The following is a 22,707-nucleotide window of genomic DNA, read 5'->3' as shown; positions in this document are numbered from 1 at the left end:
GGAGCGTACTATGCATCCCGCATTATGGATAAGTAAAACTGGCTTAGATGCCCAACAAACAAACGTTTCGGTTATTTCTAATAACCTCGCTAACGCCAGCACTATTGGTTACAAAAAAAGTCGCGCGGTATTTGAAGATTTGTTGTATCAAACAATTAATCAGCCGGGTGGCCGTTCATCTCAAAACACCAATATGCCCTCTGGTTTAATGATTGGTGCTGGTGCCAAAGTTATTGCCACCCAGAAGAACCACGATCAAGGTAACGTGCAAACTACTGATAACGCTTTTGACTTAATGGTTGATGGCCGTGGCTTTTTTGAGATTTTAATGCCAGACGGTACCACGGCTTATACACGTAACGGCCAATTTGGCCTTAACGACGAAGGAACCATTGTAACTCCTGGCGCGGGTTACCCCTTACAGCCAGAAATTCAAGTTCCTGAAGATGCTCAAAGCTTTACCGTAGGTGAAGACGGCGAGGTAAGTGTTCGCTTACCTGGGCAAACCGACAATCAAGTTATTGGTCAAATTACGATTACTGATTTTGTTAACCCATCGGGCTTAGAGCCGCGTGGTCAAAACTTATATCTAGAAACTGGCGCGAGTGGCGCACCGCAAAATGGTATCGCATCAGAAAACGGCTTAGGCGCAATTCGCCAAGGTTCGTTAGAAACCTCAAACGTTAACGTAACCGAAGAACTAGTTAATTTGATTGAAGCTCAACGTGTTTATGAGATGAACTCTAAAGTTATCTCAACCGTAGACCAAATGTTGACCTTCGCTACACAACAACTGTAGATAAAGTTTAGAGAGAGGGATTGCTCATGAATAAACTAATGGTAGTAGCAACCTGTATGGCAATGGTCGGGTGTGCCAGCGTGAATACTGCAGTGGTACCCGACGACCCAGAGTTTGCACCTGTTTACCCAGAAGATGTAGCAGTGGAAGCCCGTATTACTGGCTCGCTGTTTACAGAAGATCGTGCTAACAACTTGTACTCAGATAAAAAAGCCCACCGAGTGGGCGACATTATCGTGGTAACACTTGCAGAGAGTACTCAAGCCAGTAAATCGGCGAGTAACGAGTTAGCTAAGGATAAAAACTTTAACCTTAACCAAATTACCGTGCCAGGCGGAGTTGCTACCGTAAAAGGCAATCCTATTGAACTAGGGTTAAGCCAAAGCAGCGATTTTACCGGTGAAGCCGATGCTGCACAAAGTAACAGTTTAAACGGCAATATCTCGGTGAATGTGGTGCAGGTATTGGCAAATGGCAACTTAATTATTAGCGGCGAGAAGTGGCTAATGTTAAACAATGGCAATGAGTATATTCGCTTAACGGGCATTATTCGCCCGGAAGATGTAGCGCCCGATAACTCGATTACATCGCTGCGTATTGCCAATGCAAGAATTCAATATGGTGGCACTGGCGATTTTGCTAATACCACTGACCAGGGTTGGTTATCTAAGTTCTTTAATGGTCCTGTTTGGCCATTCTAAGCCCTGATTTCTAGGAGTAGTATCATGTTAAAACGTAGCATTGTGTTAATCAGTATCGGCTTATGTTTGTTAGCAAACACTGCTAATGCTGCGCGGGTAAAAGACGTAGCAAACGTTGCCGGAGTGAGATCTAACCAATTAACGGGTTACGGTTTAGTGGTGGGTTTACCGGGCACCGGTGAGAAAAACAGTGATTTTGCTAAGCAGTCTTTTGCCACCATGTTACGTAACTTTGGTATTACTGTGCCGCCAGGCACTAACTTAAAAATTAAAAATGTCGCGCCAGTAGCAGTTCATGCCGAGTTACCTGCTTTTATTAAACCAGGTCAAACTATCGACATTACAATATCAGCCATTGGTGAAGCTAAAAGCTTACGCGGTGGTAGTTTAGTACAAACCTTTTTGAAAGGTGCTGATGGCGAAGTATATGCCCTAGCTCAAGGTAGCTTAATTGTTGGTGGCTTTGGTGCCGAAGGTGCTGATGGCTCTAAAGTTATTTCAAACACACCTACGGTTGGTCGTATTCCAAATGGAGCAATTGTAGAGCGCTCGGTACCATCACCATTTATGAATGGCGATACCATTACCTTTAACTTGAAGCGTTCAGATTTCACTACCGCGAAGCGTTTAGCCGATACCATTAATAGCTTAGTTGGGCCAAATACAGCAACGCCGATGGATGCTGCGTCAGTACAAGTATTCGCGCCGCGAGATCCAGGCCAACGAGTCGCCTATCTTTCTACTCTAGAGAACCTAACTTTTGAGCCGGCTTCTGAATCCGCCAAAATTATAATTAATTCGCGAACCGGAACCATTGTGATTGGCAAAGATGTTCGTTTGTTACCCGCAGCAATTACCCATGGCGGATTAACAGTGAAAATTTCTGAAACACCTTTGATTTCTCAGCCTAATCCTTTCTCTGATGGCGAAACTGTTGAAACAACGGTGAGCACTATTGAGACAACCGAAGAAGACTCAAGAATGTTTAACTTTGACCCGGGAGCTTCTTTAGATGATTTAGTACGTGCGGTTAACCGTGTTGGAGTAGCACCTGGTGATTTGGTTTCCATTTTAGAAGCCTTAAAACAGGCTGGCGCTATTCAAGGCGAGCTGTTGGTGATTTAAGTATGACTATGGACGCGGTAAAGCAATCAGCCAATTACCATGACTTAGCTAGTTTAGATGAGCTAAGGAGTGCTGCGCAAAAAGATCCGGATAAAGCGCTGAAGCAAGTAGCTAGTCAGTTCGAATCGCTGTTTATGCAAATGTTGATGAAACAGATGCGTAAAAGTAACGAATTGTTTGAAAGTGATACCCCGTTAAATAACCGTCATACCCAAACTTATCGAGATATGCACGATAACCAAATGGCTTTGGAGCTGTCGTCTTCAGGTGCTTTAGGTTTAGCCGACTTAATTGTGGCCCAATTAGATCCCGCTGCTGCCAACGTAACACCCGCATCAGTATTACGAGGTGGACAAAACATTGATTTACAACAGCGTTCTTTAAATGCACTGGCAACAGATGGCAAGAATATTGCTGTATCGACTAGTGTAACGGCCGCAATAAGCAAACCTTTAGTAAAAGATAGCGTTAGCGAGCCAATTAAGGACGAAGTAGCAAAGCCGGCGGCAATAAAACGGCAAGGTTTTTCCTCTCCTAGTGAATTTATTGAAGCCATTTTGCCAGTTGCAAAAAAATGGGCTGCAGATAAAGGCATTGAACCAATGGCTATTGTAGCGCAAGCGGCATTGGAGTCAGGCTGGGGTAAAAAAGTGATTGCAAACGGAGACGGCTCTAGTAGCCATAATTTGTTTGGAATTAAAGCGGATAGTCGTTGGCAAGGAGATAAGGCAGTAGTGAACACTTTAGAGTACAGAAACGGACAAGCACAGCAAGAACGCGCCGCATTCCGTTCGTATGATTCTTTCGAAGAAAGTGTAAAAGACTACTTATCGTTTGTAGAAGGGCCACGCTATCAAGAGGCTTTAGCAAAAGGTATGGATGCTAAGCAATATGCCAAAGAGCTACAGGCGGCGGGTTATGCCACCGACCCTCAGTATGCAAATAAAATAGGCCAGATTTTAGATAGCCGTCACTTTTCAGAGTTTCGTGATACACAAGTTGTAGGGGAGTAATTAATTTATGGCTATGAATGATCTACTAACCATTGGTTCATCAGGGGTTGCAGCACACCAGCGCCTGTTGATGACCACCGGTAATAACATTGCCAATGTAAATACTCCGGGCTACAGCTTACAACGTACATTTTATACAGCAGATACCTTAGGTGGCGTTCGAGAAGGTTATACAGAGCGTGTGTTAAACGGTTTTGCTCAAGCACAAATGTTTCGCGATACTTCTACATTAGCTAACCGTGACGCTTATTTAGAATCGGTGAGTAATATTGACGCGATTCTAAGTGATGATTCCTTATCTTTAAGTAGTAAGTTTGACGATACCTTCACCCAGCTTCACGCAACAACCGATAACCCAACTGCTTTATCTACTCGTGAATTATCCTTGTCACAGTTTAATGCGTTAACTGACCGTTATCGAACTTTGAATGAGCAGTACAGCGTACAAGAAAAAAATCTTAGCCAAGATATTGTAGAAAAAGCGGATGAAGCCAATGCCTTAATTCGCAATATTGCTGAAATCAATAAGGAGATTGTGGCTGCTGGCGGTAGTCCTTTAGATGGTAATACCGCAATTCTTGGTGATAAACGTGACCAAGCAATTAAAGAGCTAGCGGAATTGATAGATATTAACACCATTGTCCAAGATGACGGTTCAACTCTGGTGTTTATGCGCTCTGGTCAAGCTTTAGTGTTGCAAGATGACCATACTAAGTTGGCCATTGTAGATGGTGACCCTGATAGTACTCAAAAAGAAATGACGCTTTCGTTAGCCGGTTCTACCCGTATTATTGGCCGCGATGATATTGGTGCGACTATCGGTGGATTGATGGAATACCGTAAAACCACATTGGATACTAGCCGCAACCAGCTAGGTCAGCTGTCAATTGCGATGACTGATGCTTTTAATACTCAAAACCGTTTAGGCATGGATTTAAACGGCGATATTGGTGGAGATATATTTACTCTACCAACGTTTAACGGCAAAGAGTTCTCGACCAATACTACGGCTGGCACAATTAGCGGTAGCTTTATTGCCGGCAGCGGCAGTGAAGTAACGCCTTATGATTACCGAGTTACCTTTACTTCGCCAACCACTTTTGAAATGCAGCGTTTTGACGGTGATAGTCCAATAGAAACCGCTATATCTGGGACAATACCTCCCACCAATTTCCAACTCGATGGTATAGATTGGGATTTTTCTTCAGGCCCTTTTGCAGCGGGTGACAAACATCTTATTCAACCAGTAAGAGATGCCGCAGCTCAAATGACGGTGAGCATGAGCCAGCCAGAGAAACTCGCGCTAGCCTCGCCAATTCGCGTAGAGCGGGAACTTAATAACCGCGGTAATGCGACGGTGTCTATCGATTCCATTTACGATACCGACCCAGCTACGTCTAACTTCACCGCGCCTGGTGGGTATGATCCTAACGGCCCGCATGAGGTACGTATTAATAACGCTGGTGATTATGAGATTTACAATGGTGTAGGGGCCTTAATGGCGACAGCGCCCGCCGCGAGTGCTGGTCAACAATTGTTTGCTAACGCAGTACCTGCTTTAACACCGGGTTATGAAATAAATATTGACGGCGATGTGCAAGAAGGTGATGTTTTCACCATGGATTATAATACCGACGGTTTCAATGACAACTACAATGCTCTGCGCTTGGTAGATTTGCAGCAAAAAGATCTTGTGCGCAAAAGCCTTGCAACTGGCGGCGACAATAAAATGACCATGAACGATGCTTACGCCAGCGTAGTGAGTTTTGTGGGTGGTAAAACCAGTGAAGCGAGGGTGGCCGTATCTGCGGCGACGTCTTTACTTGAGCAAAGTACCCAGCGACACAATTCTATTTCGGGTGTTAACCTTGATGAAGAAGCGTCAAACCTTATTCGTTTCCAACAAGCTTATGCGGCGTCTGCTCAGGTGATTAGTGCAGCGCAAGAAACCTTTCAAACGCTATTAAGTTCAGTGAGGTAATCAAATTATGCGAGTATCTAGTATTAATTTGTATCAAAGTTCACTGAACGGTGTGCTTAATTCTCAACAACAAGTTGAGAAAATGAACCAACACTTGATTACCAATAAGAAGTTGCTTACCGCGGCTGATGGTCCGTCTGACATGAGTAAAACCATGTTTTTGACGACCGAGATTACCTTAACGGAGCAACACCTTAAGAACGGTACTTTGCTCGAAAACGCGCTTAATTTCGAAGAATCCACTTTAGATGGGATGATCAACGCGATGCAGCGGGCGAGGGTGCTAGGTGTTCAATCCGGTGATGGCTTAAATGGCGAAGCTGAACGTAAGTCATTAGCTCAGGAGTTAAGGCAAATTCAAGCGCAAATGGTTGATTTTATGAATAGCCAGAACGCGGATGGTAGTTATGTATTCTCTGGGTTTCAAACCCAGAAACAGCCATATGTATTCGACGGCACCAATTATAATTACCAAGGTGATGCTGGGGTTAACGAGCTAAAGGTATCATCGTCGGTGTATATTCAAAGTAATGATACTGGCCAAGAAGTATTTGATAATGTATTTAAACGTTTTGTGACTAATGATCTGTCGGGTAATATAAATACAACCATTACCGATCAGAAAGCTTACGATAGTTTTCATAAATTAAATTATGACCCTATTACGCCAGCTAATAACACATTTCAAGTTCAAACAACGGCTGGCGCACCAGATACCTATGAAATACTTGATAGTGGTGGGGCATCTTTAGTTCCTCCTGAAACAGGTGATTATGTGCCAGGGCAATCTATAAATTTTAACGGGATTGATATTAATGTGTCTACTCCTGCAGGTAGTGCCAATGAATCATTTGAATTAGCACCACCAGAAAAAGATAATGTTTTAAACATGTTGTCAGAATATATTGTTGCTCTAGAAGACCCGTCTTTAGTTGGCGATGCTTACGTCGAGAAACAATCAGACTTTTTGGTAGGTTTGGACAATTCATTAGAAAGTGTAAATTTAACTTTAGGGTCTATTGGCGCAAGGGGTAACTCCTTGGAGGCCGTGCGATCAGCAGCTTCTTCGATGGATCTCATTAATCAAAAATCTCGCGCTTCTTTGAGTGAGGTCGACTTTGCTGAAGCTGTGAGCAACTTACAGAAAGCAGAGCTCGCACTCAATACTTCTTATTCATCTTATAGCCGAATAAGCCAGTTATCACTATTTAATTATCTATAACGCTAAAGTTTATTCTTAGTCTGCCGTTATAAAGGTTGCTTCAATAATGAAGCAACCTTTTTTGTTTTAATGTTTCGTTCTGAAAATAAATTTAAATAATTGCTAAAGAATATTGAAGCGCCGCCGTTATATAGGGTAAGTCAGAAGAAAATAATAACTGACAACTAATAAAACCTATAAATGGTTAAAATATAGATAGGAGAAATATCATGGCTTTATACGTAAATACAAATGTGTCATCACTAAATGCCCAACGTCAGTTAACTCAATCTGGCTGGTCTTTAGATACATCATTCCAACGCTTGTCATCGGGTTTGCGTATTAATAGTGCAAAGGACGATGCCGCTGGTCTTCAAATTTCAAACCGTATGACTTCGCAAATTCAAGGTCTAGACCGCGCAGTAATGAATGCTCAAGATGGTATCTCGTTAGCGCAAACCGCTGAAGGCGCGATGGACGAAGTAACAAATATGCTTCAACGTATGCGTACTTTAGCCATCCAATCTCAAGATGGTATTAACAACTCTGACGACAGACTTGCCTTGCAAGCAGAGGTTTCCCAGCTTAAGGCAGAGATTAGCCGAGTAGGTACAACCACTAAGTTTGGTAACATCACCTTATTAGATGGTAACTATAATGAAAACTTCTTAGTGGGTGCAAATGCCGGCGAAAATATTGCTGTGACTATTGCCACTACAGTTACTCAAGCAGGTTTAGGTATTAACGGCTTGACTGTGTCAACTCCAGCTGCAGCTAGTGCCGCAATGGCCGCGATTGATTCAGCGGTGAAGAAAATTGACGGTGAACGAGCGCAATTGGGTGCGGTTCAAAACCGATTCCAATCTACCATTCGTAACTTGTCTAACATTTCTGAAAATGTAACGGCTGCACGTTCTCGAATTAAAGATACTGATTTTGCAAAAGAAACTGCTGAGTTAACCAGAAACCAAATTATTCAGCAAACCTCGACGACGATTTTGGCTCAAGCGAACCAACGTCCTCAGGCTGCACTGTCTCTACTTGGATAAGAAAAAAGAAAAGGACGGTGGGGGTTCAATCCACCGTCCTCAGACTGTAATAGCGCAATTAGTACTCCTAGGAGGCTCAATTCCATACCAATAATAAGTTGCGCTTTTAGTTTCGCTCTCAATCTCCTATCGTTTCGAGCGATACGGTCAAGTGATGTATACTCACTTGGCCTTTTTTCGCAGCGGTTCAGACTGCACTTGTAATAAAGCAATGCTTGTGCCAAGTTTTAGTGACAGATAATTGGCATCAAAAAATAAAATAAGTAGATAAAACCTCTACCTTTAGCCAGCTTTATCTTACAATATTTTCAGCTACGAAGCCTTTGATAGCAAGGCTTGCCGTAAAAGCGGCAATTTTTTTCCGTTTTTCCCTCTTTTTCTCTAAAGCTTTTTCCTAGCTTGCCGCTAACTAATATGAAGTTAATAAAACTTTGGTCCATTTTTAAGTTGTCTTGGTTTACGGTTCATAAATCAGGGGTTCAACAACTAACGAATGGTTTAGGTCGTCCTGACACAGTTCAATCAGGATGAGCGATTTCTTAGGAGGCTCAAATTATGGCATTAGTTGTCAACACAAATACGTCGTCATTGAACGCACAGCGCCAGTTATATAATTCTGGTAACTCTTTAGATACTGCCTATCAACGCTTAAGTTCTGGTTTCAGAATTAACAGTGCAAAAGATGATGCGGCTGGTCTACAAATCTCTAACCGTATGACTTCTCAAATCCAGGGTCTTGATCGTGCTGTAATGAACGCTCAAGATGGTATCTCGGTGGCCCAAACTGCTGAAGGTGCAATGGATGAAGTAACCAACATGCTTCAACGTATGCGTGTTTTAGCGGTTCAGTCTCAAGATGGTGTGAACAACACTGATGACCGTATTGCTCTTCAAGCGGAAGTATCTCAACTTAAAGCGGAGATTTCTCGAGTAGGTACAACTACTAAGTTTGGTGGCACCGCGCTACTTGATGGCGCATATAGCTCTAACTTTTTAGTAGGAGCGAACGCTGGTGAGAACATCTTGCTTAAGATTGGTCAAACAATTAGCCAAGCAGGCCTAGGTATTACTGGTGTGAGCGTATTATCTGCTGGCGGTGCGAGTGGTGCAATGGCTTTGATTGACTCAGCTATTAAACAAGTTGACTCAGAACGAGCTTCTTTAGGTGCGGTTCAAAACCGTTTCCAATCTACGATTCGTAACTTGTCTAACATTTCAGAGAACATCTCTGGTGCGCGTTCACGAATTAAAGATACTGATTTTGCCAAAGAAACTGCTGACTTAACTAAAGCGCAAATTCTACAGCAAACTAGTACTTCAATTCTTGCTCAAGCAAACCAACGCCCACAGGCTGCGTTAGCTCTAGTTTAATCGTTAAGAATAGTGAAGAAAGACGCAGCCACACTTATACTATGTAAGTGTGGCTTGCTTGATTTAGGGAGTTTGGTATATGGATGGTGGTAATGTTAGTTCAGTATCCTCCTCTTCTGCTGTTAGTTCTGCCTTAAAAGCAGGCCAAGAGAAAGAGGTGACAGCCGCTGAGAAAATGGAAGTGGCACAGATATCGCTTCAAAAAGAACAACAGAAGGTTAAAGCTCAGCAACAGGTAGAACAAGAAGAACGTCAGGTCGAAGACAAGTCTCAAATTGAGGACGTGGTTGCGTCACTCAATCAGATGCTAGAAGTGCATGACCGTGATGTGAAATTTGTTGTTGACGAGCGAGATGGTCAGTTTTTCACTTCGGTGCTCAATCGCAGTACCGATGAGTTAATACGTGAGATTCCTACCGAAGAGTATCGTCAGTTAGAAGAACGTTTAAGAAAATTTCAAGATGCTATTGGTCAAACCACAGGGTTGTTTGTAGATCAATTGGTATAAACAAATGTGAGTAACAAGTTATGACTGGAATTACAGCAGCAGGTATTGGTAGTGGCTTAGATTTAGAGGCTTTGATTGAGGTATCAATTAACGCCGAGCGAGCAGGTAAAGATGCTCGTTTCGAGACAACAAAAAATACTTTAGATGTTAGTCTTTCTGCTGTGGGCTCAGTTAAGTCAGCTTTGAGCTCCTTTCTTAGCATACTTGAAAAAGCCCAAGAACCTTCCACTTTTATACCTAGGGTAGCTTCTACTGGTGAATCCGAAGGCAACGAGTCTGTCACTGTCGATTTAGCCGACGACGCAACTAACGGCAATTATGCAATTGAAGTGCAACAGCTAGCACAAGGTTCTTCTTTAACGTCAATAGATGCAACCGCTAATGGCGGCACACCTTTATATAGCTCAGACAATGATGTTGTAGCTACCACTGATGGGCAACTAACTTTTGCTACTGCAAGCGGAGAATCAATGGTGTTGGATGTTGCGGCTGGCACCACACTGAAGCAATTACGTGAGCAAATAAATGACCATGATGATAATTTTGGGATATCGGTAAACCTAATTGATACCGGTACCGAGATTCGCTTGGCTATGACATCTGAAGAAACGGGAGACGGAAACACTTTAACTGTCACCAATACTGGCGCTAACGCTGAGCTAGATAACTTTACAAACGCCGGCGGAAAAATGGCAGTAGTAGATGCTTCATCAGCAATTATCACCATTGATGGTATTCAGGCGACTAGCGAAACCAATAAGTTCGATAATGTCGTGTCAGGTATGACAATTACCGCCAATAAAGTGACGTCTTCAGCTGTTAGCTTGAATATAGCCCCAAGTGAAGAGAAAGCTTTAGAGAATATGAAAGAGTTTGTTGACGCTTACAACAAAGTTATTTCAGAAATCGATAAGTACTCTAAACCTGAAACGGTGATTCAGGGGGAAGACGGTGAATCAAATCGGAAAGAACTCAGTGGCGATGCTATGTTCCGCTCTCTTCGCTTCTCTTTAGGCAGCATCGCAAGTAACGGTTATGATAATGCCGCGCCGGGTTTTAAAACTCTGTATGGTATTGGTGTTGAAGTCGATAATGACGGCATGTTACAGCTAGACGAGACGAAGTTTAAAGCAAATTTAGCTAATGACATGGACGGTATTGGCGAGGTTTTTGCAATGTCTGGAGGTATTGCAGAGTCTTTCTCTGGAATCGTCTCTAGTTATGAGAAGTCTGATGGTATTCTAGCTTCTAGAGAAGAGTCTATAAATAGCCAATTACGTGATTATGAACACGACAAGCTCGATTTTGAAGAACGTATGGCTTCTTATGAAAAGACCCTGCGGGCAAAATATACAGCGTTTGACGTAGCCATGGGTAACCTAAATAGCCAGATGTCCTATATTACGGGGCAACTAGCACAGTTGAATAGTTAACGGATGTGAAAAATGTATCAAAAAGGCATTAATCAATATCGTCAGGTCGGTGTGAAAGACCAAATCGCCACCGCCGATCCGCACGGTGTTACTCAAATATTAATGCAAACGGCTCTTGAGAATTTAGCGGTTGCTAAGGGCTGTATTGAACGTAATGATATGGCCAATAAAGGCAAACCTATTGCTAAAGCCACTTCAATTATTACCTCTTTGAAAGATACCCTCGACCATGAACGCGGTGGGGAGATATCTACCAATCTAGATGACCTTTATACTTACATGCTTGAGTTACTATCTGAAGCTTCAGTAACTAACAATGCCAGCCAAGTTGCAGAAGTTATAGAGCTACTACTGCCAATAAAATCAGCCTGGGACCAAATTCCAGAGTCGGCAAAACAAGAAGCTTATCAGCAAAAGTAAGATGAACTCATCTAATAACGAACTATCATCTAAGGTCTCTAGTGCCAGGCTCTTATTAGAGTCTCTTCAGCTTTTGTTGACGGGCGATGAAATAGATATGCAGTTAGTCAACAAAAGCCTTGATGAGCATCAAGCTATTTTGACGACTATTTTTGAAGGTAAAGAATCTCTTACATTTTCATCTGATGAATTATCATTACTTACTGGTTATTTAAACGAGATAAGAATGGTGTTTAACACTATTGAGGGGCAGCGTTCAGAAACAAGCGCTAAACTGGGTTCGATCAGACGAGGGCAGAAAGTTGTAGGGGCCTATTTTCAAAATACTTAAGTGTCCGTTTAGGAATACAAATGCTAAAGAATATTGATTTTCAAACTTCATCGGACGAGACTATTCAAAAGCAAAACGAGTCTCAACTTTCACCACTAATTCAGCGGCGATTAGCTCGAAATTTAGAAGCCTTTGCCAGCTTTGACTTAGAATTGGCCAAAGCACTCTCATCTCATCATTCAGTGACTTTCTCACCTTTTGTTACCAAATCCAAGCGTGTCAGCGTAATGAGTATTGGTAAAGGTCGGTCGCTTTACGACCTAATACCGGAGCGACATGTATCTATACAGGTCGCACATTTTGTTCAACAAGCACTCACTTACAATGTAGGTATTCAAGGTGATCCATTAAGTGTTATTCCAAAACAAGGCGCTTCACTTAATTCACTTATTCCTAGTGGTAATCAGCGCTATCAAGCTCTAGATGAGACTTCTGAAAACCTTGTTATTTTAGGCTGTGGTTTAGGACTTCATTTAAAGCAGCTCGCTACAGCCGGTCAGTGGAAACGTATTCTCATTGTTGAGCCTGAAATGGATCTTTTACATGTATCGTTACTTAGTGCTGAGTGGCGTGAAATGTTGGGGCATGTATCAGCTAACGGAATTAAGCTTAATATTGTTGCTGGAGTTAAGGGGGCTGAGTCAATACATGCGATACAAGATTGGAAGAATGAGCATGATTTAAGTTCTTTTCAAATCTTTCGTCATTATGATTACTCTGTGTTTAACTGTTTCGAATACCATTTAGCATTAGGTTTGGACCCGTTTTCAAATGAATTAATCGAACAAGCTGAGAAATTTGAAAGTGAGAGTAGCTACGAACTAAGCCACTCCCTAAGTTACTATTTTATTCAAGATCCTAAACTTGCCTCACGTATAGAAGCAAAAAACATTCGAAACTTGGAAGAGCAGTTTTCCAGTAATGTTGAGGCTTTCAAGCAATTTTTCCCAGAAATTCACGCGTTTGCAATTGAATACAAGGTTAACCGGTGGCAGTTAGTCAGTATTGGAGAAGGGCAACTCAACCTATTTGATTTAGAGCAAGGCGTTATGTTTAGTAATCAGGAAATACATGATGCAAGCGTCGAGTATTTTGAGCATTATTCCGCTAACCCCAAAATAGATCCGCTAGATGCTAGAAAAACCTTTCATAAACCTAGCCCGTTTATTCATTATGAAAAATCAGCTCAGTTGAAAAGCTTAGTACAAGCTATTCCTGAGTCTAAGCAAAGCAAGTTACCCTACAAGTTGCCTTCTTTCATCATGTATGGATGTTCACTAGGCTACCAAGTAGAGATGTTATTCAACAATCATGTTGTTGATAACTTTATCTTATATGAACCAAATATTGATTTCTTCTATGCGTCTTTATCTACTATTAACTGGAGTGATATTCTGCAGACTGCTGATAAGCAAGGGACTAAGCTTTACTTGAATATTGGTGATGATGGTACTCATATGTTCGATGATATTCACTCACGTTTGCAAAGCTACGGAATTCATATTCTTTCATATACGTTCTTTTATGTGAGTTATTTTCAACATGAAATGAACAAAAATATACATTTAACCAGAGATCAATTTAAAGTTCTTCTAAACATAAGCGAGTTTTTTGACCACGCTTTTTATAACCTGAATCATACTCGTGATTCGTTACTAAAAAACAAGCACTACATGCTTAAGTACAAACCAGAGGACTTAAGTAAGCAGCTCGCTAAGGTACCTGTCTTTATCGTAGGTAATGGCCCTTCTTTAGATAGTAGTGCTGAGGTTATTAAGCAGCATCAAGGGAAAGCGATTGTTATTTCTGTAGGAACTAGCTTGAAGGCCCTTTATCAACTAGGAATTAAACCTGATTTTCATGCTGAAGTAGAGCAGACTAGGGCGACGCTTCACTGGGTATGCCAAGTTCCTGATCCCGATTGGTTAAAACAAATTGACATGATTAGTGTTAATGGTTTGCACCCTGAAGTATCCGACATGTTTGGTGATACTTTGTATTGTTTGAAAACGGGTGAAGCTGGTTCATTGAGTTTCTTGGAGGCATCAGAAGAGTTTGAAGAGTTGGATAGCATACTTTACTCCTACCCTACGGTTTCAAATTGTGCGCTTTCATATGTATTGCAACTCGGATTTAGACAAGTGTATTTATTTGGGGTTGATTTAGGCTTTGTTGACCCTAAACAGCACCATAGTAAACACTCTGCCTATTACAATGCTACAGAAGATGGCAAAGAGCTTTATGATTATGCTACTCATGGCACGGGTTTAAGAGTGCCTGGAAACTTTGAAGACTATGTATTTACTAAGCATGAGTTTAGGTATTCGGCAGAAATACTTGGAAAGGCTATTAATGAGTTTAGCGATGCTGAAGTTTATAATACCTCCAATGGCGCGTTAATTGAGGGAGCCACTCCACTACCCATTGAGCAAGTTCTTCTGTTAGGCGAAGATCTTGATAAAACAGCTTTTAAACAAAGAATCAAATCAGAGGCGTATAATAACCAAACTGCTCAGATTGTTGAGAAATTTGATAATACCTATCTTGCTGAGCACTTAGAACGCCATTGTAATGAGTTACTTGAAATTATTAATGAAGAAGCAAACAGCTGGGAAGATGTACTCAGTATTTTAGATAGACAGGTTTACCTAGTAAAAACCTCTGCCGCAGATCCTCATTCTTTATTCTTCTACTTGATGAGAGGGAGTGCATCTTTTTGTTTGACTTATCTCACTCGGTTAGCCTATTCCTCGGAAGATGAAGACTTGTGTATGCAGCGCTTCAATGAAGGTAAAGCTATTTGGGTTGAATATATCACTGAAATGAGAGACAAGGCCCTAAACAACTTTGGCGAATTCGACCAAACGCCGAGGCCAGTACCTGATAATGACTTTAATTCTATGCCTGCATTAGACATTCTTAATGAAAGAAAGCAAGCATCAAAAGTAGGGTAACTAAATCGGTGTTAAGCTTATTAAGATTAACACCGAGTTATTAATCCTCTAATAATTGCTCTATATACTCAGACATAGTGATCTCTTCTTGTCCAAATAACGCATGGTAAACTTTTCCTGGAAATGCAATTGAGCGTTCACCATTTTTGAAAAAAGTCTGGGGAGGTTCATCTTCCGTTTCTTCGATGAATAGCCATTCACCACCAGCTTGCTTTTTGTAAACTTCACCTAGATAAGCACCTAGCATGTATGAGTATGTGAACATTTCTTTTTCATCTAAATGCTGTGTACTCAATGACTCAATAAGCTGATCGACGAGTGCTAAACTAGTTAATGAGTAATCAGGTCGTTCACTACTCGTACTCTCGATAAAGTTCACCGCATCTTCGGCAGTCTCTGCCATAAGAGTAGAAAACTGTTGGTTATCCATTGTTTATGATCCTTAAATGTAGTTTATAGCGCTAATACTAAAAATAATTTTTATTGTTCACAAGTAACGTACCTATAAGCGAGTTAAATTTTGCTAACCACTTCCCAAGATAGGGGCGTAGCGAAATCTAAATCTATTAATGCGGTTTTACCAAGAACGTCATCAAGGTGTTTTGGCGCTAAACCGAAACCTGGTCTAACACTACGAATGTTTTCAACGGTAAATGTTTCACCTTTTTTAACTGGTTTACTTATGTAAAGCGAACGACGAAATTGTGTATTCTGCTGCTCACTTGACGCTCGAGAATAGGAAACTCTTCCTAGCGCAGACCAAGCTGTTTTTGCTGATTTACAAAGCGCTGATAGTTCGTTAGGTTCTATAGAAAAACTGTCATCCGGGCCACCGCCCAAGCGGTTTAAAGTGACATGTTTTTCTACTATAGATGCTCCCAGAGCGACAGCTGTTAAAGCAGTAGTATTGTCGATGGTATGGTCTGATAGCCCGGTGATGACATTGAACTCACTCTGCATGTCTACCATTGTTTTTAGATTGTAATCTGATGCAGGAGCAGGGTAACCACTAACGCAATGCAAAACAGCTAATTGATGACAACCGGCAGATTTTGCTGTGAGTATGGCCTCTTCTATTTCATTTTTATCTGCCATACCGGTAGATATGATCATTGGTTTACCGGTTGACGCTACATACTTAATAAGGGGTAAGTCAATCGCTTCGAATGATGCTATTTTATAAGCGGGAGTGTCTAAACTCTCTAGTAAATCTACTGCGCTGTTATCGAAAGGGGAACTAAAAAGTGTAATATCAATGGATTTTGCGTACTCGAATAATTGCTGATGCCATTCCCAAGGCGTATACGCTGACTCATAAAGCTCGTAGAGAGTTTTTCCATTCCATAAGCCGCCGTTAATCTGAAAGTCTTCTTTGTCACTATTTAAAGTAATTGTATCTGCTCGATAAGTTTGTATTTTTACTGCATCAGCGCCTGAAAGTTTAGCTGCTTTAATCAACGCTAAAGCATTATCAATACTACCATTATGATTTGCTGAAACTTCAGCGATGATATACGGCGCTTGACTGGGGCCGATGAGTCGACCACCAAGGCTGATACTATTTGTCATTGGGCATTCCATGAGCTTTTTGTAAGTAACGATTTTGTTCTATACGCTCAAAACCTTGATTTATAAATAAGCCAATTGAGGCATGATTCTTTGCCAATATAGTGGCATAAAGCTTTGCTTTAGGTAACAACGCTCTCGCTAATTTAAGTGCAGCGCTCGCCACTCCTGTTCTCACTTTTTCTTGCGCAGTCACTATGGATATCTCGTAACTTAAAGGGGCTATAAGATCAAGCCTAAGCATACCTAATGGCTCGCCATTACTAACAACCAGATAGAGCTTGTTATTCTGATTACTGATTTGCTTGCTAAACCATTGTTGATGCTCTGTCCAGGTAGGAACTGCTGGGTTTAAGGAATTAGCGCGTGTAGCTGGTTCTAATTGCCACAAATAAAACTGGTGACAATCATTCCGACCGGCCAACTTCAAATAAGCTATGTTTCCATCGTTTAACGGTTTATTTATTAGTGCTGTAGATGCTCTTAAAGTCCCCTTGCCATCAACAATAGACACCGCATTTTCAACCATCGTTTGGTAGTTCATCTGTATATTTTTTATTGCGGTCGTTAGGGCTAGAGCATTTAGTTTATCTGGTGTCCCCAAAGATAATGCGGCACCTTTTTTCGATAAAATGCGGCAAATGTCTTTTTGATTGCTGGCTAATTCAATGTTGATACTTGGTAAACCTAATGAGCATCGTTCCCAAGCGCTCGCTCCACTAGCACCAATAGCTAAATCTGATTCAGTTAATACTTCAGCCATATTGGATATTGAACGTAAAACCCTGCAATTGACAAAACGGGATTGCACGCTGGCGTCAATTAGCGCTGGGTAATGTGGGTTGTTTGGGCCTGCAATTATAGTTAGCTGGGTCGTATTTTCTAAAGGACTTTGGTTCAGTAGGTCTATAAGTGTTTTGCTTACATTAGTTCGATCTGTTCCTCCTAAACTAATGAGGACGTGTTTTATTGACTTGTTCAACAGTCTTTTGTGACGCGCAGTAGGAATAGCAATAAGAAACTCTTCCCTTAACAAAGCATATTCTGTTCCCAGCAGTAGCTTTGTTCCTGGTGTTACGTAGGAAGAATAGTCTGAAGGAAGCCTGCCGTAGGTTTGGTCTAATAGGATATCGCACTTGTGCGCGCGATTAGCAAGGTCGTCGATAACAACTATTTGAGCTGAATAAGGTGTTAACAGTGACTCCCATCGACTATCAATTCCGTAATGATCAACAATTAGGTAATCGAGCACACCAAGCGAGTTTAGCGCTGTTATAGTGTTTGCAGCATCCTCACTATAAGTGGTTCCTAACCAGGTGCTTGTGTCTTCAGGAACGAGTTCTACGGCTGGTTCGCCTAAACACAATAGCTTGAAACCCGCTTCTTGAATTATCCTATTTACGTTACCCACATGGTTTGTACAGATAAAAGTGACTTGATAATCTTGCTTGATAAGTTGGATTGCTAATGACAAGCAGCGGTAAACATGGCCGCTGCCTATGACCGTTGAGGAGTCAACTCTAAAAGCGACTTTCACAATTGTTGCCTGTACTTATATAAAAACTCAGCCAACGCCCAGTCTTGTAAGTCATCGATATCCACGCAACTATTTTTCTCCACGGGGAGGCCCACAGATTTATCGCTGTAAATGGGGGTTCTGTTTAAGAAAGCAGAGGCTTTTCCCCAGTAAAACTGACCTGTATCGTAAAATGCTGTTTGAAGATCTTGGCTTCTGCTATTTAGATACTCTGGATAGGCCATTGTCAAAAAACCACTCTTTTCTCTAAGCAAAGAGCGCTGCACTGCACTTGGATATTCGGCAACTGGAAAAAGGTAATCGGCATTTTTATCTGCAAATAGTTTTTTTCCTTCAAGCAATTGAGATGGAGTGATAAAAGGCGCTGTTGCGTAAATACAGCATACATCTCTGAATTGTTGTTCAGTACTTAAGGTCGCAACGGCATGATGTATAACATCAAGTGTTGTTGCGTAATCGTTAGAGATGTTTGCGGGTCTTATAAAAGGGACTTCAGCACCGTACTGCTTAGCAATACTCGCTATCTCTGTATCATCCGTGGATACAATAACACGATCAAAACACTGGCTTTGTAATGCGCTTTCTATACTGTAAGCGATAATGGGTTTGCCATTAAAAAGCTTAATGTTTTTCCTCGGAATACGTTTACTTCCGCCGCGTGCTGGAATTATTGCTACAGTGCTCATTGCAAAGCCTCTGCCAGTGTACTAACCACAAATTTCTGTTCTTCATCGGTTAAGGCAGGGAATAACGGCAGACTCAAAGCTGCTTTATAATAATGCTCGGCGTTAGGGTAGTCACCCAACTTGTGTCCTAAAGCTTGGTAATGAGGTTGAGTATGCACGGGTATGTAATGAACATTCACACCAATATCAGCCGCCTGCATTTTGTTGAATACAGCGAGTCGTTTTTCTGGCTGACTGAGTTGAATGACGTATAAATGCCTAGCAGATATTCCATTAGTATGCTGTTTTGGTGAAATAACCGGAAGAGGGGTTAATAGCTCATCGTAACGGTTGGCCAATTCTGCCCGCTTGGCTACCCACTGGTCCACTCGCTTAAGTTGTGACAAACCTAATGCACCTTGTAACTCGGTAATGCGGTAGTTAAAGCCTAAATCGAGTTGCTGATAGAACCAAGGGCCATCTGGTTCTTTTGTCATAAGCGCTGGGTCTCTAGTGACACCATGACTCCTCAGTAAGGCCATCTTTGTAGACAATTCTAGTGAGTTGGTGAGCGCTGCGCCGCCTTCTCCTGTAGTGATGATTTTTACTGGATGAAAGCTGAAAACAGTAATGTCACTAAAACGGCAGTTGCCAAGGGGGTGTTCCAAATAGGTACCACCAATGGCATGAGATGCATCTTCAATAATACGAAAGTCGTATTGCTGACTTAAGGCATATATGGCTTTCATGTCACAGGGCTGACCGCACATATGGATAACGATTAACACCTTGGGTATTGTGCCATCGATTGCAGATTGCTCTAGTTTGGTTTTTAAGGCTATTGGGCACAAGTTATAACTAATGGGATCAATATCAACAAAGTCTACAGCAGCTCCGCAATACAGAGCACAATTAGCCGAAGCCACAAAGGTGATAGGGCTAGTCCAAACAGTATCTCCAGCTTCGACACCAAGAGCTCGACAAGCTAGATGTAGAGCACTAGTCGCAGAGTTAGTCGCTAATGCATAACTAGCTCCAGTGTAATCACATAGAGCTTGTTCAAACGCAGGAACTTTGGGGCCTTGAGTAAGGTAGTCAGAACCCAATACTTCTACAACAGTGTCAATGTCCTGTTGAGATATTTGCTGTCTACCGTAAGGGATCATAATTCAGCCATTTCGTCGAAAGCCAAAATCTGCTCAGAATCCAAAAAGTCAGGGTTAGTTTCAGAGTGGTACTCAAAACCTTGTTTAACAAGTTGACCAACCTCGTCTATCAGATTCCGAGAGTAGTTGTGTTCATCATTATAAAACTTGATGCTTGGGCAGATAACAAAATGGTCGTCAAACTCCAATGTGAGATGGGAATCATCACCTGGACACATTATTTCGTGAAGCTTTTCGCCTGGACGAATGCCAATGATTTTAATAGGGAGATCGGGAGCATAGGTTTTTGCTAAGTCGACAATTTTCACTGACGGTATTTTAGGAATGAAAATTTCGCCGCCGTACATGCGGCTGAAGTTTTTCAAAACAAAGTCGACACCTTGTTGCAAAGTAATCCAAAAACGAGTCATTTCTTCATGAGTAATCGGTAAGTGGTCATTACCATTAGCGATTAATTGCTTAAAGAACGGCACTACCGACCCCCGAGAGCCTACTACATTGCCATATCGAACGACTGCAAAACGAGTTTGGCCTTGGCCAACCATATTATTTGCCGCCACGAAAAGCTTATCTGAGGCTAGTTTTGTCGCTCCATATAAATTAATAGGTGCTGCAGCTTTATCTGTAGATAATGCAATGACTTTAGATACGTTGTTTTCTATGGCAGCTTTGATCACATTTTCTGCGCCATGAATATTCGTTTTTATACATTCCATAGGATTGTATTCAGCTGCAGGAACTTGCTTTAGAGCCGCTGCATGAATGACATAATCTACGCCGTTCATGGCCTGAATAAGGCGCTCTCTATCACGAACATCGCCAATGAAGTAACGCATGCAAGGGTCATTGAATTGCTGTTGCATCTCATATTGTTTTAGTTCGTCTCGTGAGTAAATTATGAGACGCTTTGGTTTGTAACGCTCTAGAATCGTTTTAGTATATTTTTTGCCAAACGATCCGGTACCGCCGGTAATCAGGATAGATTTGTTATCAAACATATTGATTCCATTTATTCACTAGCAATTTGAAAGCTTTAGTTAAAAGATAAGCTTTGATTAATTGAAATCTAAGCAAAAAGTGCTCCATTTTAGAACCTTATCCAATAATAACCTGATTTTTTGAGTTAAATCTCAAACTTTGATAAGTACAGTTCAGTATAAGGCTTTGTTTTCTTAATTATCATCATACTTAAATCAAGGGTGCGTCATATTTTTGTCGGTTTTAAAGTGAATACCTTGCGATTTTTTGACGCCCGTTTACAATCAATTTTATAGGGTAACTAACTATAAGTATGTCGCAAGGTAGCTTATTTTTGCAGGGGATTGGGATGCAAGCATCCAAAAGTGTTTTAGTTTTTGAAAACGACGCAGAGAGAGCTAAGCAACTTGAAACGGTACTGGGGTTTATTGGGCAACAGTTTAGCGTTTGTGATAACGAAAATTTTGCTAATGAAGTGTCAAACACTAGCCGCGTAGTACTCATTAGTAAGCAAATTACCGATGTTGGTAGTTTGATTGCTAAGTATCCACTTTGTCCTTTTTTAAGTGTAGGAGAGGGGCATACCGTTGAGCCTTTACCTAATCTTATTGGCCATTTAGATTTACCGTTTAGTTATGAGCAGCTAACTCAGTTATTACACCACTGCGATGCCTACCTTACTCATCTTCCTGGCAAGATTGCTCCAGCAAAGAGTGAACGTTTAAGACAAAACTTGATAGGCAAGGGCATTGCTATTCAAGAGGTTCGTCATTTAATCGAGCAAGTAGCTGTTAAAGAAGCCAATGTACTGATTTTGGGTGAATCTGGCACAGGTAAAGAGGTCGTTGCAAAAGCAATTCATGACCATTCCACAAGAAACGGCGGGCCTTTTGTTCCAATTAACTGTGGTGCTATTCCTCCAGACTTACTTGAAAGCGAATTGTTTGGCCATGAAAAGGGCGCTTTTACCGGCGCGTTTGCTATGCGCAAAGGGCGTTTTGAGTTAGCTGAAGGCGGCACGTTGTTCTTAGATGAAATTGGCGATATGCCAATGCCGATGCAAGTTAAGTTGCTTCGCGTATTGCAAGAGCGCCAATTTGAGCGTGTTGGGGGGAGCAAAGCAATTAACGCCAATGTGCGAGTTGTGGCAGCTACTCACCGACAGCTAGAGAGAATGATAGAGCAAGAGAAGTTTCGTGAAGATTTATACTATAGATTAAATGTATTCCCTATTGAGATGCCATCGTTGCGAGAGCGCCAAGATGACATTCCTTTATTGCTGCAAGAGTTAGTTAATCGCCATGAGGAAGAGCATTCGGCTGTGGTTCGCTTTACGCAGCGCGCTGTTGAATCACTAATGCAGCACCAATGGCCAGGTAATGTTCGCGAACTATCTAACCTAGTTGAGCGTTTACTTATCTTGCATCCCGACCAAATTGTTGATGTACATGATTTACCGCCTAAATATAGGCACATAGATGCAGAAGCATTTGAACCCAACTATAGTCCCGCATTAGCGGAACGTGATGCTTTACTGGCGATTTTTAATGATGAAGATGCGTCAGTATTTTCAGATCCAAGCCCAGAAGCCCTATTCCCAGAGGGCGAACCAGAAGAATCTCTTGATGATGGTTGGGGTGGTGTTCAGCAACTTCCCGACGAAGGGGTTAACTTAAAAGAGCTACTGGCCGAGCTAGAAGTTGATTTGATTCGTCAAGCACTCGAACAACAAGATGGTATTGTAGCTAGAGCTGCTGAGCAACTGAGTATGCGCAGAACGACGCTAGTAGAAAAAATGCGCAAGTATGGGTTGAACAAAGATAGCTGAATCTAGAGTCTCGAACTTAGTTTGTTTAAGGCCATGAAATACATGGCCTTTTTTATGGCATGAAAATTGATTAAGTAAGCA

The 22,707-nt window shown here is 41.6% G+C and carries 20 protein-coding genes; 14 read left to right on the top strand and 6 right to left on the bottom strand.

Annotation, left to right across the window (positions count from 1 at the left end; translation table 11 throughout):
- The first annotated feature begins 10 nt into the window (after nt 1-10).
- From flgG to FFR00_RS19285, 13 genes are all read left to right on the top strand, one after another.
- The gene (gene flgG, locus FFR00_RS19345; protein WP_137675065.1) at nt 11-799 is read left to right on the top strand and encodes a flagellar basal-body rod protein FlgG; all 789 of its coding nucleotides are present in this window, start codon (nt 11-13) and stop codon (nt 797-799) included.
- A gap of 26 nt (nt 800-825) precedes the next feature.
- Nucleotides 826-1,500 carry a flagellar basal body L-ring protein FlgH gene (gene flgH / locus FFR00_RS19340; RefSeq protein WP_137675064.1) on the top strand — a complete coding sequence of 225 codons (675 nt, stop codon included), beginning with the start codon at nt 826-828 and terminating at the stop codon, nt 1,498-1,500.
- 24 nt (nt 1,501-1,524) lie between these two features.
- Nucleotides 1,525-2,625, top strand: coding sequence for a flagellar basal body P-ring protein FlgI (locus FFR00_RS19335; protein WP_137675063.1), 1,101 nt, complete (start codon nt 1,525-1,527; stop codon nt 2,623-2,625).
- Between the two features lie 8 nt (nt 2,626-2,633).
- On the top strand, nt 2,634-3,638 hold the full coding sequence (gene flgJ / locus FFR00_RS19330; protein WP_137675062.1) for a flagellar assembly peptidoglycan hydrolase FlgJ: 1,005 nt from the start codon (nt 2,634-2,636) through the stop codon (nt 3,636-3,638).
- Nucleotides 3,639-3,645: 7 nt separating this feature from the next.
- The gene (gene flgK / locus FFR00_RS19325) at nt 3,646-5,619 is read left to right on the top strand and encodes a flagellar hook-associated protein FlgK (protein ID WP_137675061.1); all 1,974 of its coding nucleotides are present in this window, start codon (nt 3,646-3,648) and stop codon (nt 5,617-5,619) included.
- A gap of 7 nt (nt 5,620-5,626) precedes the next feature.
- Entirely contained in the window at nt 5,627-6,841 is a 1,215-nt protein-coding gene (flgL, locus tag FFR00_RS19320; RefSeq protein ID WP_137675060.1) for a flagellar hook-associated protein FlgL, read from the top strand.
- 209 nt (nt 6,842-7,050) lie between these two features.
- Entirely contained in the window at nt 7,051-7,869 is an 819-nt protein-coding gene (locus FFR00_RS19315) for a flagellin (protein ID WP_137675059.1), read from the top strand.
- A 555-nt stretch (nt 7,870-8,424) separates the two neighbouring features.
- Nucleotides 8,425-9,240, top strand: a complete 816-nt coding sequence (locus FFR00_RS19310; protein ID WP_137675058.1) for a flagellin — start codon at nt 8,425-8,427, stop codon at nt 9,238-9,240.
- Nucleotides 9,241-9,319: 79 nt separating this feature from the next.
- Nucleotides 9,320-9,748: a flagellar protein FlaG gene (locus FFR00_RS19305; RefSeq protein ID WP_137675057.1), complete on the top strand. Its 429-nt coding sequence runs from the start codon at nt 9,320-9,322 to the stop codon at nt 9,746-9,748.
- 20 nt (nt 9,749-9,768) lie between these two features.
- Complete coding sequence (gene fliD / locus FFR00_RS19300) at nt 9,769-11,181, top strand: flagellar filament capping protein FliD (RefSeq protein WP_137675056.1); 1,413 nt, start codon at nt 9,769-9,771, stop codon at nt 11,179-11,181.
- Nucleotides 11,182-11,193: 12 nt separating this feature from the next.
- Nucleotides 11,194-11,601: a flagellar export chaperone FliS gene (gene fliS / locus FFR00_RS19295; protein ID WP_137675055.1), complete on the top strand. Its 408-nt coding sequence runs from the start codon at nt 11,194-11,196 to the stop codon at nt 11,599-11,601.
- A gap of 1 nt (nt 11,602) precedes the next feature.
- Nucleotides 11,603-11,932 carry a flagellar protein FliT gene (locus FFR00_RS19290; protein WP_137675054.1) on the top strand — a complete coding sequence of 110 codons (330 nt, stop codon included), beginning with the start codon at nt 11,603-11,605 and terminating at the stop codon, nt 11,930-11,932.
- Nucleotides 11,933-11,952: 20 nt separating this feature from the next.
- The gene (locus FFR00_RS19285) at nt 11,953-14,886 is read left to right on the top strand and encodes a 6-hydroxymethylpterin diphosphokinase MptE-like protein (protein WP_137675053.1); all 2,934 of its coding nucleotides are present in this window, start codon (nt 11,953-11,955) and stop codon (nt 14,884-14,886) included.
- 40 nt (nt 14,887-14,926) lie between these two features.
- On the opposite strand, the gene FFR00_RS19280 is transcribed toward FFR00_RS19285, so the two are convergent.
- From FFR00_RS19280 to pseB, 6 genes are all read right to left on the bottom strand, one after another.
- On the bottom strand, nt 14,927-15,316 hold the full coding sequence (locus FFR00_RS19280) for a hypothetical protein (RefSeq protein ID WP_137675052.1): 390 nt from the start codon (nt 15,314-15,316) through the stop codon (nt 14,927-14,929).
- Nucleotides 15,317-15,399: 83 nt separating this feature from the next.
- Complete coding sequence (pseI, locus tag FFR00_RS19275; RefSeq protein ID WP_137675051.1) at nt 15,400-16,455, bottom strand: pseudaminic acid synthase; 1,056 nt, start codon at nt 16,453-16,455, stop codon at nt 15,400-15,402.
- Nucleotides 16,445-17,989 carry a UDP-2,4-diacetamido-2,4,6-trideoxy-beta-L-altropyranose hydrolase gene (pseG, locus tag FFR00_RS19270; RefSeq protein WP_137675050.1) on the bottom strand — a complete coding sequence of 515 codons (1,545 nt, stop codon included), beginning with the start codon at nt 17,987-17,989 and terminating at the stop codon, nt 16,445-16,447. The genes pseI and pseG overlap by 11 nt, the downstream gene beginning before the upstream one ends.
- Nucleotides 17,986-18,675, bottom strand: a complete 690-nt coding sequence (gene pseF / locus FFR00_RS19265) for a pseudaminic acid cytidylyltransferase (protein ID WP_137675049.1) — start codon at nt 18,673-18,675, stop codon at nt 17,986-17,988. The genes pseG and pseF overlap by 4 nt, the downstream gene beginning before the upstream one ends.
- Nucleotides 18,672-19,820, bottom strand: coding sequence for a UDP-4-amino-4,6-dideoxy-N-acetyl-beta-L-altrosamine transaminase (pseC, locus tag FFR00_RS19260; RefSeq protein ID WP_137675048.1), 1,149 nt, complete (start codon nt 19,818-19,820; stop codon nt 18,672-18,674). Before pseC ends, pseF begins: the two co-directional genes overlap by 4 nt.
- Nucleotides 19,817-20,818, bottom strand: coding sequence for a UDP-N-acetylglucosamine 4,6-dehydratase (inverting) (pseB, locus tag FFR00_RS19255; RefSeq protein ID WP_137675047.1), 1,002 nt, complete (start codon nt 20,816-20,818; stop codon nt 19,817-19,819). The genes pseC and pseB overlap by 4 nt, the downstream gene beginning before the upstream one ends.
- 329 nt (nt 20,819-21,147) lie before the next feature.
- On the opposite strand from pseB, the gene FFR00_RS19250 reads away from it, so the two are divergent.
- Nucleotides 21,148-22,626: a sigma-54 dependent transcriptional regulator gene (locus tag FFR00_RS19250; protein WP_137675046.1), complete on the top strand. Its 1,479-nt coding sequence runs from the start codon at nt 21,148-21,150 to the stop codon at nt 22,624-22,626.
- Nucleotides 22,627-22,707 lie beyond the last annotated feature (81 nt).

It is taken from the genome of Agarivorans sp. Toyoura001, assembly GCF_005405585.1.
Classification (GTDB): domain Bacteria; phylum Pseudomonadota; class Gammaproteobacteria; order Enterobacterales; family Celerinatantimonadaceae; genus Agarivorans.
This window is presented reverse-complemented; position numbering and strand designations above follow the sequence as displayed.